This window comes from Pseudomonas asiatica (assembly GCF_009932335.1).
In the GTDB taxonomy this organism is placed as follows: domain Bacteria; phylum Pseudomonadota; class Gammaproteobacteria; order Pseudomonadales; family Pseudomonadaceae; genus Aquipseudomonas; species Aquipseudomonas asiatica.
In genome coordinates, this window is sequence record NZ_BLJF01000003.1 from 962,619 (window position 1) to 977,763 (window position 15,145).

Annotated in this window: 14 protein-coding genes; 6 read left to right on the forward strand and 8 right to left on the reverse strand. The window is 64.2% G+C overall.

Annotated elements, in window-relative coordinates; translation table 11 throughout:
* Nucleotides 1-2: 2 nt before the first annotated feature.
* Entirely contained in the window at nucleotides 3-317 is a 315-nt protein-coding gene (locus GYA95_RS26970) for a hypothetical protein (RefSeq protein WP_003257582.1), read from the forward strand.
* A gap of 135 nt (nucleotides 318-452) precedes the next feature.
* The gene (locus tag GYA95_RS26975; protein WP_015271933.1) at nucleotides 453-1,214 is read left to right on the forward strand and encodes a YdcF family protein; all 762 of its coding nucleotides are present in this window, start codon (nucleotides 453-455) and stop codon (nucleotides 1,212-1,214) included.
* 155 nt (nucleotides 1,215-1,369) lie between these two features.
* On the opposite strand, the gene lnt is transcribed toward GYA95_RS26975, so the two are convergent.
* From lnt to GYA95_RS26995, 4 genes are read right to left on the reverse strand one after another with little or no spacing between them, the layout of a single operon-like run.
* Entirely contained in the window at nucleotides 1,370-2,887 is a 1,518-nt protein-coding gene (gene lnt, locus GYA95_RS26980) for an apolipoprotein N-acyltransferase (RefSeq protein ID WP_013974344.1), read from the reverse strand.
* Nucleotides 2,888-2,895: 8 nt separating this feature from the next.
* Nucleotides 2,896-3,735 carry an HlyC/CorC family transporter gene (locus GYA95_RS26985; protein WP_003257584.1) on the reverse strand — a complete coding sequence of 280 codons (840 nt, stop codon included), beginning with the start codon at nucleotides 3,733-3,735 and terminating at the stop codon, nucleotides 2,896-2,898.
* Between the two features lie 25 nt (nucleotides 3,736-3,760).
* On the reverse strand, nucleotides 3,761-4,234 hold the full coding sequence (ybeY, locus tag GYA95_RS26990) for an rRNA maturation RNase YbeY (protein ID WP_161551533.1): 474 nt from the start codon (nucleotides 4,232-4,234) through the stop codon (nucleotides 3,761-3,763).
* Nucleotides 4,227-5,225, reverse strand: a complete 999-nt coding sequence (locus tag GYA95_RS26995; protein WP_013974342.1) for a PhoH family protein — start codon at nucleotides 5,223-5,225, stop codon at nucleotides 4,227-4,229. The genes ybeY and GYA95_RS26995 overlap by 8 nt, the downstream gene beginning before the upstream one ends.
* Before the next feature lie 276 nt (nucleotides 5,226-5,501).
* Between GYA95_RS26995 and GYA95_RS27000 the strand changes: the two genes are divergently transcribed.
* Nucleotides 5,502-5,828: a DUF1820 family protein gene (locus GYA95_RS27000; RefSeq protein ID WP_013974341.1), complete on the forward strand. Its 327-nt coding sequence runs from the start codon at nucleotides 5,502-5,504 to the stop codon at nucleotides 5,826-5,828.
* Between the two features lie 3 nt (nucleotides 5,829-5,831).
* On the opposite strand, the gene GYA95_RS27005 is transcribed toward GYA95_RS27000, so the two are convergent.
* The 4 genes from GYA95_RS27005 to GYA95_RS27020 all read right to left on the reverse strand — a co-directional run bounded on the left by GYA95_RS27005 (nucleotide 5,832) and on the right by GYA95_RS27020 (nucleotide 9,400).
* Complete coding sequence (locus GYA95_RS27005; protein WP_003257587.1) at nucleotides 5,832-6,377, reverse strand: tetratricopeptide repeat protein; 546 nt, start codon at nucleotides 6,375-6,377, stop codon at nucleotides 5,832-5,834.
* A gap of 289 nt (nucleotides 6,378-6,666) precedes the next feature.
* Nucleotides 6,667-7,950: a glutamate-1-semialdehyde 2,1-aminomutase gene (hemL, locus tag GYA95_RS27010; RefSeq protein ID WP_013974339.1), complete on the reverse strand. Its 1,284-nt coding sequence runs from the start codon at nucleotides 7,948-7,950 to the stop codon at nucleotides 6,667-6,669.
* 15 nt (nucleotides 7,951-7,965) lie between these two features.
* The gene (gene thiE / locus GYA95_RS27015) at nucleotides 7,966-8,589 is read right to left on the reverse strand and encodes a thiamine phosphate synthase (protein ID WP_003257589.1); all 624 of its coding nucleotides are present in this window, start codon (nucleotides 8,587-8,589) and stop codon (nucleotides 7,966-7,968) included.
* Between the two features lie 13 nt (nucleotides 8,590-8,602).
* Nucleotides 8,603-9,400 (reverse strand): hydroxymethylpyrimidine/phosphomethylpyrimidine kinase, encoded by a 798-nt coding sequence (locus tag GYA95_RS27020; protein WP_015271931.1) that lies wholly within the window; start codon nucleotides 9,398-9,400, stop codon nucleotides 8,603-8,605.
* A 265-nt stretch (nucleotides 9,401-9,665) separates the two neighbouring features.
* Here GYA95_RS27020 and GYA95_RS27025 point away from each other — a divergent pair, with 265 nt between their 5' ends.
* From GYA95_RS27025 to amn, 3 genes are all read left to right on the forward strand, one after another.
* A complete protein-coding gene (locus GYA95_RS27025) occupies nucleotides 9,666-11,654 on the forward strand; it encodes a sensor histidine kinase (RefSeq protein ID WP_015271930.1) in 1,989 nt (662 codons plus the stop codon).
* Nucleotides 11,655-11,810: 156 nt separating this feature from the next.
* Nucleotides 11,811-13,463, forward strand: a complete 1,653-nt coding sequence (locus tag GYA95_RS27030) for an acyl-CoA dehydrogenase family protein (RefSeq protein ID WP_015271929.1) — start codon at nucleotides 11,811-11,813, stop codon at nucleotides 13,461-13,463.
* Nucleotides 13,464-13,678: 215 nt separating this feature from the next.
* A complete protein-coding gene (gene amn / locus GYA95_RS27035) occupies nucleotides 13,679-15,142 on the forward strand; it encodes an AMP nucleosidase (RefSeq protein WP_015271928.1) in 1,464 nt (487 codons plus the stop codon).
* The last annotated feature ends 3 nt before the right edge of the window (nucleotides 15,143-15,145 follow it).

Here is a 15,145-nt window from a genome sequence, read left to right on the forward strand (position 1 = left end):
GGATGGGAGAGACGCAGCTACCCGCAATCAGACCGGAGCTATACGAACGCCTGATCGACCGGCTTGGCTTGGCGCTGGAAGTGGCCAGGACCTCGGTGCGATTGCGCGACGAAATGCCAGCCGAGCTGGAGTTGCGTGGCCTGAGCCACGCAGAGTTCGAACTGATCAAGGCCTACCTGGATTCTCTCCCGGAGCGCCACAATGCCTGTGTCGGCAGTTACCCACAAGCGGAGCCGACATCGGCCAAGATCATCTGGCTCAAGGACAAGAAACGCCCCGCCAGCACGGCGAGATCCAGGACGCTGCCGCATCGCTAGCCGTTCAGGACGCCAGGCGCAGGCTATCGCGCGCCGGTTCTTAAATTTTGCACAGCTCACGATCGGCGCCGGCCACACCCTTGTTGACCGGCGTCGATCCTTCTAGGCTGCACACCTGCCAAGGAGGTGTGGCCAATGTCGATCCGATTCTTCGTCAAACAATGGCTGATGCCGCCAGGCGTCCTGTTCCTGCTGCTGCTTGTGGCGTGGTGGCTGCGCCGCCGTCGGCCCCGGCTGGCAGCGCTGTGCTTTGCCCTGGGCCTTGGTGGCCTGTGGCTGATGAGCCTGCCGCTGGTGGTACAGGAAACCGCTCGTGTGCTGGAGACGGAAGCGCCGTTGGCGGTAAGCGATTGGGCCGGCCTGGCAAGCCGGGCAGATGCCATCGTGCTGCTGGGCGCGGGGCGTGAGCGGGGTGACCCGGCCTGGGGTGGTGGCGACCAGCCCACAGCCACGGCGCTGGAGCGCATGCGCTTTGCCGCACGGCTGGCCAAGGCTTCGGGCTTGCCGGTGTTGACCAGTGGCGGGTTGCACTATGGCTCGCCGCCGAGCGAGGCGCAGTTGATGGCTGATCGCCTGCGTGAAGATTTCGGTGTCGAGGTGAAATGGCGAGAGGAGGGCAGCCGCACGACCTGGGAAAATGCCCGGCTGACGGCCAAGGTGCTGCAGCCGTTGGGGATTCGCCGGGTGGTCGTGGTGACCCAGGCCTGGCACATGCAGCGCTCGCGCTGGAGCTTCGAGCAGGCGGGGTTCGAGGTGGTGCCGGCGCCAGTCGGGTTCCTCGGGCGCGATCATGCGCGGCCGTTCGGCGGGTTGCTACCGGAGAGCCGGGCGATGTGGCAGAGCGGGCAGTTGCTCAATGAAGTGGCTGGGTTGGTGGGGTATCGGCTGTTCTACTGATTTACCGGCTTACGCGATCCCTTGTAGGAGCGGCCTTGTGTCGCGATGGGCTGCATGGCAGCCCCAGATTTCAGCTTCTATGCCGGGAATGCCGGGGCCGCTTTGCGGCCCTATCGCGACACAAGGCCGCTCCTACAGTGATCTGCGTCGCCTGGTTAAACAGTCTTGGCTATTCGCCCAGCCAGCAACGCCCAACCCAGCAGCAATGCACAGACTATCGCCAGCGGCCACGACCGCCATTGCAGGTACGGCGTCAGCTTCTGCATCGGCACCACCTCGCCATACAGCACCGCCTGCTGGAACTGCGGTACCTGCGTGGTAATGCGGCCAAACGGGTCGATCAGCGCGGTCACGCCATTGTTGGTGGCGCGGATCATCCAGCGCCCGGCTTCCAGCGCGCGCATCTGTGCCATCTGCAGGTGCTGCAGCGGGCCGATCGAGGTACCGAACCAGGTGTCGTTGCTGATGGTCAGCAGCAGGTCGCTGCGGGCCGCCAGGCCTGCGGCGAATTCGGGGTAGACCACTTCGTAGCAGATGTAAGGCGCAATCTGGTAGCCCTTGGCCTGCAGCAGCGGCTGGTCTTCCGGCCCGCGGGCGAAGTCCGACATGGGCAGGTTGAAGAACTCGATCAGGCCACGCAGCATGTCCTGCAGCGGCACATACTCGCCAAAAGGCACCAGCTTCTGCTTGAGGTAGGTGCCATCGCCTTCACCAGTGACAGTGATGCCGTTGTAGTAGCGGCGCTGGTGATGCACCACTTCACGCACCGGCACGCCGGTAATCAGCGCCGAATGCCGCTCGGCGGCAAACCGGCCCATCACGTCGATATAGCCTTGGGCCTGGTCCTTGAGCACCGGCACCGCGGTTTCCGGCCACACCAGCAGGTCTACCGGCCTGGAGCTGAAGCTCAGGTCACGGTACAGCGCCAGTTGCGCATCGATGTGCGCCGGGTCCCATTTCAGGTCCTGCTCGACGTTGCCCTGGATGGCCGCCACTTTCAGTGGGTCGCCCGCCGGCTTGGTCCAGGCATGGCCCTTGAGCGCCAGGCCCAGCACCCACGGGGCCAGCAACAGCAGGCAGCCCACCGCGAGGAACGAGGGGCGGGCGCGCAGGCGGTGCACGTTGCACAACAGGGCAGCGGTCAGGGCCAGTGCGAAGGAAATCAGCCACACGCCACCCAGCGGTGCCAGGCCGGCGAGCGGGCCGTCCAGCTGGCTGTAGCCGGCGTAGAGCCAGGGGAAGCCGGTCAGGAACCAGCCGCGGAAGGCCTCTTGCAGCAGCCACAGGGCGGCAAAGCACAAGGCGTCGGCCAGTGGTGCTTCGGTGCGGCGCAGCCAGCGTGCCCACAGCCAGGTGGGCAGGGCGAAGAACCAGGCCAGGGCGGCGAAGAAGGCCAGCAGCAGCAGGATCGCCAGCAGCGGCGAGGCACCGCCGTAGGTGTTCATGCTGACGTAGATCCACCAGGTACCGGCACCGTACAGGCCGAAGCCGAACCACCAGCCGCGCCACATGGCCTGGCGCGGGCTGAGCTCGCGCAGGCCGAGGTAGAGCAGGGCGATGGACAACACGGCCAGGGGCCAGATGTCGAAAGGCGCCAGGGCCAGGAGGGTGGAGGCACCGGCCGCCAGGGCCAGCAGGTTACCGGGCCAGCCGGGGCGGGTGATCCAACGCATGTTTGTCCTTAACGGGTGATCGGTGTCAGGCGCAGCAAGTGTATCCGCCGGCTGTCGGCATTGAGAATACGGAACTTGTAAGGGCCGATCTCGGTGGTCTCGTTGCGCTTGGGCAGGTGACCGAAGGCGCTCATTACCAGGCCGCCGACAGTGTCGAACTCGTCATCGGAGAATTCGCTGTCGAAGAACTCGTTGAAGTTTTCGATCGGGGTAAGCGCCTTGACCAGGAAGTCACCGCTGGGCAGCGGTTTGATGTAGCTGTCTTCCTCGACGTCGTGCTCGTCCTCGATGTCGCCGACGATCTGCTCCAGCACGTCCTCGATGGTGACCAGGCCGGCCACGCCGCCGTACTCGTCGATGACGATGGCCATGTGGTTATGGTTGGCGCGGAACTCGCGCAGCAGCACGTTCAGTCGCTTGGACTCGGGCACGAAAGTGGCCGGGCGCAGCAGGTCCTTGATGTTGAAGCTGTCGCCATTCTCCTTGAGGATCAGCGGCAGCAGGTCCTTGGCGAGCAGGATCCCGAGCACATCGTCATGGCTTTCGCCGATCACCGGGTAGCGCGAGTGCGCGGCGTCGATCACCGCCGGCAGGAACTCGCGGGGCGACTGGCTGGCCTTGATGCTGATCATCTGCGAACGCGGCACCATGATGTCGCGAACCTGCAGGTCGGCCACCTGGATGGCGCCTTCGACGATGGTCAGCGCTTCGCTGTCCAGCAGTTTGTTCTGATGGGCTTCGCGCAGCAGTTCAAGGAGTTGCTGGCGGTTTTTCGGCTCATGGGCAAAAGCCTGGGTCAGTTTACCCAGCCAGGACTTCTGCCCGTTGCTCGATCGATCTTCGCTCATGGCGGTTCTCGTGATCCTTCGTGTATCAGTGTGTGATGGTGTCGGTTTCATCGTCGGCGTACGGGTCTGGATGACCCAGTTCTGCCAGCAATTCCCGTTCCAGGCCTTCCATTTCCTCGGCTTCCTCATCTTCGATGTGGTCGTAGCCGAGCAGGTGCAGGCAACCGTGTATGACCAGGTGCGCCCAGTGCGTTTCCAGCGACTTGCCCTGTTCGGCGGCTTCGCGCTCGACCACTGGCACGCAGATCACCAGGTCGCCCAGCAACGGGATATCGAGCAGGTCGTCGGGGACGTCGGCCGGGAACGACAGCACATTGGTCGCGTAGTCCTTGTGCCGGTAGGTGTGGTTCAGCTCGCGGCCTTCGGCTTCGTCGACCAGGCGAATGGTCATTTCCGAATCGGCGCTGCGCTGGCGCAGGGCCAGTTCGCACCAGCGGCGAAAGGCGGTGTCATCCGGGGCGGCAGCATCCGTGGCCCGTTGAATATCGAGTTCAAGCATCTTTGCCGGGCGCCTCGGGCTTGGCCTGGCGGGCATCGAAGCGGTCGTAGGCCTCGACAATGCGCTGCACCAGTGGGTGACGAACCACATCTTTGGGTTGGAAGTGGGTGAAGCTGATCCCCGGAACGTCCTTCAGCACCTCGATGACGTGTGCCAGGCCTGACTTGGTGCCGCGGGGCAGGTCAACCTGGGTGATGTCACCGGTGATGACCGCGGTGGAGCCAAAGCCGATACGGGTAAGGAACATCTTCATCTGTTCCAGCGTGGTGTTCTGGCTCTCGTCGAGGATGATGAAGCTGTTGTTCAGGGTGCGGCCACGCATGTAGGCCAGCGGCGCGATCTCGATCACCTGGCGCTCGATCAGCTTGGCCACATGTTCGAAGCCGAGCATTTCGTACAGGGCGTCGTACAGCGGGCGCAGGTACGGGTCGATCTTCTGGGCCAGGTCGCCGGGCAGGAAGCCGAGCTTTTCGCCCGCCTCTACCGCAGGTCGCACCAGCAGGATCCGGCGCACCTGTTCGCGTTCCAGCGCGTCCACGGCGCAGGCCACGGCCAGGTAGGTCTTGCCGGTACCGGCCGGGCCGATGCCGAAGTTGATGTCGTTGGCCAGGATTTCCTTGACGTAGCGTTGCTGGTTGACCCCGCGCGGGCGGATGTTGCCCTTTCGCGTGCGCAGCGACACGCTGACCTCGTTGACGGCCGGGTTGTCGATGTTCTCGACGGTCGATTCCTGCAGGTACAGATGCACGGTTTCCGGCGACAGGTCGCTGGCCTTTGTCTCGCGGTAGAGACGGCGCAGCAGTTGTTCGGCAGCGGAGGTGGTCTTGGGTTCGCCGATCAGTTCGAACTGATTGCCGCGGTTGCGGATCTCGATGGCCAGGCGCTGTTCGATCAGGCGCAGGTGCTCGTCGAACTGGCCGCACAAGTTGGCGAAACGGTGGGCCTCGAAGGGTTCGAGGATGAAGCGATGGGGTTGTATGGGTGCGTTCAAGGTCGTTTTTAGCCGCTCGACGGCAATGGATGTGAACTCAAGAATAACCCTTGAATGGCAGTGGCGAAAGCACTGAAACGTTCAACGGTATGTATGGCCTGTTCCGGCCCTATCGCCGGCAAGCCGGGCTCCCACAGATACTGCACAGGCCTGAAGCTTGCGCAGTACCTGTGGGAGCTGGCTTGCCGGCGATCAGGCCGGGACAGGCAACACAGATCAGCAAACCTGTCTGCTATGATGCCCGCCTTTTCTTACGCATGTGTTATCCCGACGAACATGAGCAAACGCGAACCTGCCATCTATAAAGTGATCTTCCTCAACCAGGGGCAGGTCTTCGAGATGTATGCCAAGCAGATCTACCAGAGCGACCTGTGGGGGTTCCTGGAAATCGAGGAGTTCGTGTTCGGCGAGCGTTCGCAGCTGGTGGTGGACCCGAGCGAGGAGAAGCTCAAGAGCCAGTTCGATGGGGTGATCCGCAGTTTCGTGCCGATGCACTCGATCGTGCGCATAGACGAGGTGGAGCGCCTGGGTACGGCGAAGATCAGCGAAGCCAAGGGCGGCGGCAACGTGATGCCGTTCCCCATGCCGATGCCGGAAAAGTAACCCTCAGGGGAGTGGCGAGAACGGCGTGCGCCCTTCGGCGTTCTGCAGTTCCAGCAGGTACTTGCGGAAGATCTGGCCAAGCACCTGGGTGGCATGCTCCAGCTCGTCGCGGGGCATTTGCTCGGTCACTTCGTCGGCCATGTCCAGCGCATCCTCGGCGCCGTTGACCGCGGCCATCTTCAGCAGGATGTAGGCCTGCACATTGTTGGCCTTGACCCCTTCGCCACGGAAGAACATGGCGCCCAGGCGATACTGGGCCTCGGCATGGCCTTGCAGCGAGGCCTTTTCGAACCAGTTCAGGGCTTTGCCCAGGTTTTTCGGCGTTTGCGTGTAGTAGTACTCGCCCAGCTCGAATTGCGCCTGGGCATCCCCCGCCGTTGCCGTCTGCTCACAAGCCTTGAGGGCGTTTGCCAGGTCTTCAGGCTGGACATTCAAGGTGCAGCGGCCCGTCGCCGGAATCAGCAACGAGTTACCGCCCTCCGCCAGGGCCAGCAGGGGCTGAAGAAGCAACAGGCAGCCCAGGGTCAGGGCGCGGCCGGTGCGGTTCATGGGGATCGACTTACCTCTGCAAAGCTGCGGCCAATGTCTCTGGTGGCACATTATGGGATAAGCAGCGCCAACCTTACAAAGTTTTACTCGAATTTCTGCTTGGTTGGGGAAGTCAGCTGATTGTGCATGGGTATTTGTTGCCTGTGCCGGCCTCTGTGGGAGCGGCCTTGTGTCGCGAAAGGGCTGCGAAGCAGCCCCAGCAATCTGTGCATTACTGCTGAAGTGCTGGGGGCGCTTTGCGGCCCTTTCGCGACACAAGGCCGCTCCCACAAAAGCGCGGTGCTGCGCGCTATTTCAGGGCTGCAAAGGCCTTTTCAGCCGCATCCAGGGTGATCTGCAGCTCCTTGTCGCCATGGGCGATGGAGGTGAAGCCGGCCTCGAACGCGCTCGGCGCCAGGTACACGCCACCATCGAGCATCAGGTGGAAGAAGCGCTTGAAGCGCTCGGCATCGCTGGCCATCACGTCTTCGAAGGTGACGATGTCGTCGGCACCGCTGAAGTACAGGCCGAACATGGCACCGGCCTGGGTGGTGACGAACGGCACGCCAGCGGCATCGGCGCGCTGTTGCAGGCCGTCGAGCATGCGGCTGGTGTAGTCGGTCAGCTCGGCGTGGAAGCCCGGGCGGCTGATCAGCTTCAGGGTGGTCAGGCCGGCGGCCATGGCCAGCGGGTTACCCGATAGGGTACCGGCCTGGTAGACCGGGCCGAGCGGGGCGATGCAGCCCATGATTTCACGCTTGCCGCCGAAGCAGCCGACCGGCATGCCGCCGCCGACGATCTTGCCGAAGGTCGACAGGTCCGGCTTGATGCCGTAGTGGCCCTGGGCGCCGCCGAGCGAAACGCGGAAACCGGTCATCACTTCGTCGAAGATCAACACCACGCCGTGCTTGTCGCACTGCTCGCGCAGGCCTTCGAGGAAGCCTGGCGCCGGCGGTACGCAGTTCATGTTGCCGGCTACCGGCTCGACGATGATGCAGGCTACGGTCTGGCCGACTTCGGCCAGGGTTTTCTCGACGGCGGCTATGTCGTTGAACGGCAGGGTCAGGGTGTGCTTGGCGAAGTCCGCCGGCACGCCCGCCGAGCTTGGCACGCCCTGGGTCAGCAGGCCGGAGCCGGCTTTTACCAGCAGGCTGTCGGAGTGGCCGTGGTAGCAGCCTTCGAACTTGATGATGGCGTCACGGCCGGTGTAGCCACGGGCCAGGCGGATGGCGCTCATGGTGGCTTCGGTGCCCGAGCTGACCATGCGCACCATCTCCATGGATGGCACCAGCGAGCAGACCAGGTCGGCCATCTCGGTTTCCATGGCGGTCGGGGCGCCATAGGACAGGCCGTGCTCCAGCTGCCTGCGTACCGAGTCCAGTACCTCCGGGTGGCCGTGGCCGAGGATCATCGGGCCCCAGGAGCCGACGTAGTCGACGTAGCGCTTGTCATCCTCGTCAACGACGTAGGCGCCTTCGGCATGCTTGAAGAACAGCGGCGTGCCGCCAACGCTCTTGAAAGCGCGGACCGGTGAGTTGACGCCACCGGGGATGTGCTTCTGGGCTTGGGCGAACAGGGCTTCGGAACGGGACATGGGGGTTCTCTCGAATCAGGATGCGAACAAGGCGTTGAAGGCGCGGGCGCGGCGGGTGACTTCCTGAGCGCTGTCGGCACCGAACAGGCCGTGGATCACCGCCAGCAGGTCGGCGCCATGGGCGACCAGCGGGGCGGCGTTGTCGAGGGTAATGCCGCCGATCACCGCGATCGGCAGTTTCACCTGGGCGCGGGCCTGCTCCAGCAGTTCGATGTTGGCAGCGGGTGCACCCGGCTTGGTGACGGAATTGAAGAAGCGGCCAAAGGCCACGTAGCTGGCGCCTTCGCTGGCAGCCTGCGCGGCCAGCTCGAGGCTGGCGTGGCAGGTGGAGCCGATGATTGCCTGGCGGCCGAGCAATGCGCGGGCCGGGGTCAGCGGGCCGTCGGTCTGGCCCAGGTGCACGCCGACGCCCAGGCGCGCGGCCAGTTCGGCGTCGTCGTTGATGATCAGCTGAGTGCCGTAGCGCTCGCAGAGCTGCATAAGCCCTTCAGCTTCGCGCAGGCGGCGTGCCGCGTCGTCACTTTTGTCGCGGTACTGCAGCAGGCATACGCCGCCTTCGAGTGCCGCCTCGACATGGGACAGGAAACGGCCAGCGAGCAGCTGGCTGTCGGTGATGGCGTACAGACCGCGTAGCTTCATTGGAGGCCTCGTGTCAGGAGCAGAAATCCAGCGGCAGGCGGCGCGGCACGAACTGGCCCTTGCCCAGCTGTTCGGCGTCACGCAGGGTGCGCCAGGTGTAGTCCAGGGCGCTGCGGACGGCGCTTTCCAGCTGCTCGCCAAGGGCCAGGCGGCCGGCCAGGGCGCTGGCCAGGGTGCAGCCCGAGCCGTGGTAGCTGCCCGGCAGGCGCTGGCAGGTCCAGGTGTGGTGCTGGCCGTCGCGGCTGTACAGGCGGTTGTGAATTTCGTCTTCGTCGCCGTGACCGCCGGTAATCAGCAGGTGTCTACAGAACGGCAACAGTTTCTCGGCACACTCGTCGGCAGTGCCTTCGGGCAGTTCGGCAAGGATGCGGGCTTCGGGCAGGTTCGGCGTGGCGATGGTCGCCAGCGGCAGCAGGCGTTCGCGCAGGGCGTAGCCCACTTCGTCCTTGCCCAGGCGGCCACCACCACCGGCACGCAGCACTGGGTCGCAGACCAGTGGCAGGTGCGGGTGGGCGGCCAGCAGTTCGGCGACGGTGTCGACCATTTCGATCGAACCGAGCATGCCGAGCTTGACGGCGGCCACCGTAGAGTCGGCCAGCACGGCGTTGGCCTGGGCCAGCACCCACTCGCGGTCGAGCACGCGGAAGTCGGAAACGTTGACGGTATCCTGCACGGTCAGGGCGGTCACTGCGGGTGCGGCGTGACAGCCTTGGGCGATCAGGGCTTCGATATCTGCCTGCAGGCCGGCGCCGCCACTGGGGTCGTGGCCGGAGAGACAGAGGACAACGGGGCGGGAGCTGTAGATATTCATGGTCGGCGAGCTTACCACCAATCCTGTTTGGGCGGATCGTCCTACAAATGAGTTTTGTTGATCATAAGGTCAGATTTTTGCCGGTTGAATTTCTGAAAGTATTGATTTAGAGCCTTTTCTTTGTGATTGGATATGGTCGATTGCCAGCTTGCGAAGCTATGCTAGAGTGCTCGGATAACTCTACAAACGGGTTCTGCCGGATCGTGTCGTCTCAAACGGATGGGAGGCAACCGCGACTCGACTGGACAGGCCATGCTGGGGCTGTATGCGCTATTTGCTGATTGTGCTTCTGGGCTTGCTGCCCGTGCTGGCCGGGGCAGTCGATTTCGACGCAGCTACCCGGCATCTTCCGCTGGGCAAGGCCATGCAGGTTTATGAAGACCCTGATGGCAGTGCCAGCATCACCCAGGTCAGTGCCCCTGATTTCGCCAAGCATTTTCGCCCCCACCACAAAGACGTGTTGAACGCCGGTTATTCCACCTCGGTGTTCTGGCTCAAGGTCGAACTGCGCCCTGTCGCCGCGCCTGACGCCGCCCCACGGCAATGGCTGCTGGAGTTGGCCTACCCGCCGCTGGATCACCTCGAGCTCTACCTGCCCGACGGCAGCGGCAGTTACCGCCTGGCCCGGCGCACCGGCGACGCCTTGCCCTACCACAGCCGTCAAATACTGCAGAACAACTATCTGTTCGAACTGCAGCTGCAGCCTGGCCAGGTGACCACCGCCTACCTGCGCCTGCACAGCCAGGGCTCGGTGCAGGCGCCGCTGGCGCTTTGGTCTGCCCAGGCCTACATGGAGGAGCAGCCCACGCGCCTGTATGTGCTGGGGATGATCTACGGCGTGTTGCTGGTGATGCTGGTGTACAACCTGTTCATCTACCTCAGCGTGCGCGACGTCAGCTACCTCTACTACATCCTCTATATCGCCTCGTTCGGCTTTTACCAGGTGTCGGTTAATGGCGCCGGTGTGGCCTACTTCTGGCCGGACAGCCCTTGGTGGGCAAATGCCTCGACGCCATTGTTCATCGGTTCCGCAGGCCTGTTCGGTTGCCAGTTCGCCCGGCATTTCCTTCAACTTGGCAGCATCAGCCGTGCTTTCGATCGGCTGCTGCAGTTGCTGATGCTGGGTGGCGCGCTGGTCATGGTGCTGGCGGTGACCATGCGCTACGGTGTCGCTTTGCGCATGGCCACGGTGCTGGCGTTGCTGTTTACCGTGAGCATCTTCGCTGCCGGGCTGTATGCCTGGTGGCGTGGCTTGCGCGTGGCACGCTGGTTCATCATCGCCTGGACTGCGTTCCTGCTCGGTGGGCTGGTCAACACCCTGATGGTGTTGGGCTACCTGCCGAACGTGTTCATCACCATGTATGCCAGCCAGCTGGGGTCGGCGCTCGAGGTTGCCTTGCTGTCGCTGGCGCTGGCTGACCGCATCAACAGCCTGCGCGAGCAGCAGGCGCAGGCCTTGCGTGAAACCGGGCGCACGCTGGAGCAACTGAACCTGCAACTGGCCAGGAGCAACCGGCTGAAAGACGAATTCCTGGCCAGCGTGACCCATGAGCTGCGCACGCCGATGAATGGCGTTATCGGCTCGCTGGAGCTGATGCACACCCTGCCGATGGAGGCCGAGATGGCCCAGTATCACCGCACGGCGGTGGGCTCGGCCCAGGGCATGATGGATATGGTCGATGCCATACTTACCCTCTCCGAACTACAGGCCGGCCGCCTGCGCGCGCAGCCGGCGCCATTCAGCCTGCGTGACCTGCTGCAGGGCGTACGTGCCGGTTATGCCGGGCAGGCTTTGGGCAAAGGCTTGTACCTGAGCCTGGACATCCCGGCCGATGTGCCGGACGGGTTGCAGGGCGATGCTCAGAAGCTGGCCCGCTGCCTGGAATGCCTGGTGGACAACGGTTTGAAGTTCACCCACCAGGGCGGGGTGATGATCCAGGTGCGCGGGCGCCGGGTGGGGCCGGACGACCTGGCGCTGACCTTCATGGTCAGCGACAGCGGTATCGGCTTCGATGATCTCGATCAGGCGACCCTGTACCAGCGCTTCTTCCAGGTCGATGGCTCGATGACCCGGCGTTATGGCGGGCTGGGGATTGGTTTGTCGATTTGTCGGCAGATGGGGGAGTTGCTGGGGGCGAAGTTGTCGCATGAATCGACGCGGGGGTTGGGCAGCCGCTTCGAGTTGAGTTTGAACATGGCTATTGCGCAGGTGCAGATGAGCCCGCACATACTGCAGGCGCGGCAGTCGCTGTGAAGGCATGGCATTTGGTTGTGGCAAACACCTCTCATCCCCGCTGCATCCTCAACATATGCGCCCCCCACCACATGTTTAGTCATTAATGTCACTTTGACTGACCCACGGGGAGTGCTTCACTGGGGCTCTCAAGCTACCCGGATCCAGGAGCCCCCGATGAACCTGCACCAGTACGCTGAAACCCACGAAGTCACCAACCAGCCACCGCCCCTCGACGGTGCCAACCTTTACCGCCTCGACATTCCGCTACAGGAATGGTCGCGGCGTTTCGGTGCGGGTTGGGCCGAATCGCGGATCGATGCCTACGGGGCACTGGCCGGCGGCCCGCTGATGCAGGCGGGCTTTCTGGCCAATGCGCACAAGCCGGAGTTCAGTAGCCACGACCGCTACGGCCATCGCATCGACCTGGTCGAGTTCCACCCCGCCTACCACGAACTGATGCGCACCGCCGTCGAGCACGGCCTGCCGTCGCTGCCATGGGCCGAACCCCGCCCAGGCGCCCATGTGGCACGGGCTTCGATGACCTATCTGCACAGCCAGGCCGAGGCCGGTACCGGCTGCCCGCTGACCATGACCTTCGCCGCCGTGCCAGCGCTGCGGCTGCAACCCGAACTGGCCGAATACTGGCTGCCGAAAATCCTCGCCTGCGAGTACGACCCGCGTAACGTCGGCGACCGTCACAAGGCCGGAGTCACCCTGGGCATGGCCATGACCGAGAAGCAGGGCGGCACCGATGTACGCGCCAACACCACCCGGGCTTATCCAGTCGGCGCCGCAGGCCCGGGCCAGGCCTACGAACTGGTTGGGCACAAGTGGTTCTGCTCGGCGCCGATGTGCGATGCCTTCCTGACCCTGGCCCAGACCGAAAAAGGCCTGAGCTGCTTCCTGCTGCCGCGTCACCGCCCGGATGACAGCCGTAACCAGTTCTATATCCAGCGCCTGAAGAACAAGCTGGGCAACAGTTCCAACGCCTCCAGCGAGGTGGAATTCCGCGGTGCCCTGGCTTGGATGGTCGGGGAAGAAGGGCGGGGCGTGCCGACCATCATCGAAATGGTGGCCATGACGCGCTTCGACTGCATGGTCGGCTCCAGCGCCCTGATGCGCCAGGCGCTGACCCAGGCGACCCACCATTGCGCGCACCGCAAGGTCGGCGGGCGGCTGCTGAGCGAGCAGCCGTTGATGCAGAACGTGCTGGCCGACCTGGCGTTGGAAAGCGAGGCCGCGCTGGCCCTGAGCCTGCGCATGGGGCAGGCGCTGGAGCAGCTGGAAGACCCGCAGCAGGCGCATTTCGCCCGGCTGGTCACGGCGGTGGGCAAGTACTGGATCTGCAAGCGCGCCCCGGCCATGATCAACGAGGCCGCCGAGTGCCTGGGCGGGGCGGGTTATGTGGAAGACAGCATCCTGCCACGGCTGTACCGCGAAGCGCCGGTCAACTCCACCTGGGAAGGCTCGGGCAATGTGCAGTGCCTGGACGTGCTGCGGGCCTTGTCCAAGGAGCCGGGGGTGCTCGATGCGCTGTTTGCCGAGCTGGGCGATGGGCACGGGGACCCGCGCCTGGCGGCGCACATCGGCAACCTCAAGGGGGCGTTTGCCGACACTGGCGACATGCAGTACCGCGCGCGGCAGCTGACCGAGGATATTGCCCTGGCGCTGCAGGCCAAACTATTGCTGGAGGCGGGCAATGCGGTGGTCAGTGATGCGTTTATCGACAGCCGCTTGACGGGGGGCGGGCGCGTGTACGGGGCGTTGCCGCGGGGTGTGGATGTGGAGGCATTGGTGGCCAGGGCTACGCCAACACAGGACCTGTAGGAGCGGCCTTGTGTCGCGATAGGGCTGCGAAGCAGCCCCAGGGGATCAGCGCAGATGCACAAATTGCCGGGGCTGCTTTGCAGCCCTATCGCGACACAAGGCCGCTCCTACAGGGACCAGCGCAGGCCTGCTGATTAACACCGATCAATGGGGGTGTATTTAGCCAAGAAGGCAGGCAAGATGGTTCACATGCATGTCCAGACAGGAAGCACAGTGTGAGCCAAGCTTTTGTAGTCGTTGATACCCCCGAACAGGCCGTCGACCGTCTGGCGGCCCTGCATGACCAGGCCACCGGGGCCCTTAGCCAGGCCCTCAAGCGTTACCTGAAGGACCGTACCGAGCCGGGCGCCGAAGAGCGCGACCTGTTCCGCTACCCGGCGCTGCGCCTGACCTATTACAGCCATGGTGAAGTCGCCGCTACCACGCGGGCCTACGCCAAGGTCCAGGTGGCCGGTACCTACAGCGTCACCATCACCCAGCCGGCTGCTTTCCGTGGCTACCTGCTGGAGCAACTGCGCCCGCTGATGCACGACTACACCGTCACGGTAGAGGTCGGCGTCAGTGAACAGAACATCCCTTACCCCTACGTGGTCGACCAGGGCGACGAACTGGCCGGCAGCGGCATCACCGCCGCGCAGCTGGCGCGGGTGTTCCCCAGCACCGACCTGTCGGCTGCGACCGACAACATCGCCGACGGCCTGTATGACTGGGGCAGTGCCGAGACTCTGCCGCTGGCGCTGTTCGATGCCGCGCGGGTCGACTTCTCGCTGCGCCGTCTGGTGCACTACACCGGCAGCGACTGGCGCCATGTGCAGCCATGGATCCTGTTGACCAACTATCACCGCTATGTCGACCAGTTCATCAGCCACGGCCTCGACCAGTTGCGTGACGACCCACGCTTCGTGCGCATGGTGCTGCCGGGCAACGTGGTGATCGAAAAGGGCATGGACCACGGTGAAACCCAGGCCCTGGTGGCAAGCGTGGTCTGGCACCGCTACCAGATGCCGGCGTACCACCTGATCGCCGCTGATGGCGACGGCGTCACGCTGGTCAACATCGGCGTCGGCCCGTCCAATGCCAAGAACATCACCGACCACCTGGCCGTGCTGCGCCCGCACTGCTGGCTGATGATCGGCCACTGCGGCGGCCTGCGGCAGTCGCAGACCATCGGCGATTATGTGCTGGCACACGCCTACATGCGCCGTGACGGCATTCTTGACCGGGTGGTGCCGCCGAACATCCCGATTCCGGCCCTGGCCGAAGTGCAGCTGGCCTTGCAGGAAGCCGCCGCGCAGGTCACCGGCGAGCGTGGCGAACAGCTGAAGAAGCGCCTGCGCACCGGCACCGTGCTGACCTACGACGACCGCAACTGGGAGCTGCGCTGGGCCCAGGAGCGGCCGCTGATCAACCTCTCGCGTGCCGTGGCGGTGGACATGGAAAGCGGTACCATTGCCGCCCAGGGTTACCGCTTGCGCGTGCCGTACGGCACCTTGCTGTGTGTGTCCGACAAACCGCTGCACAGCGAGATCAAGCTGCCGGGTTCGGCCAACGCCTTCTATAACCGGGCGGTCAGCCAGCATCTGAAGATCGGCATTGCCGCCCTCGACTTGCTGCGCACCGAGCTCAACTCGCTGCACTCGCGTAAACTGCGCAGTTTCGATGAGCCGCCGTTCCGCTGAGGA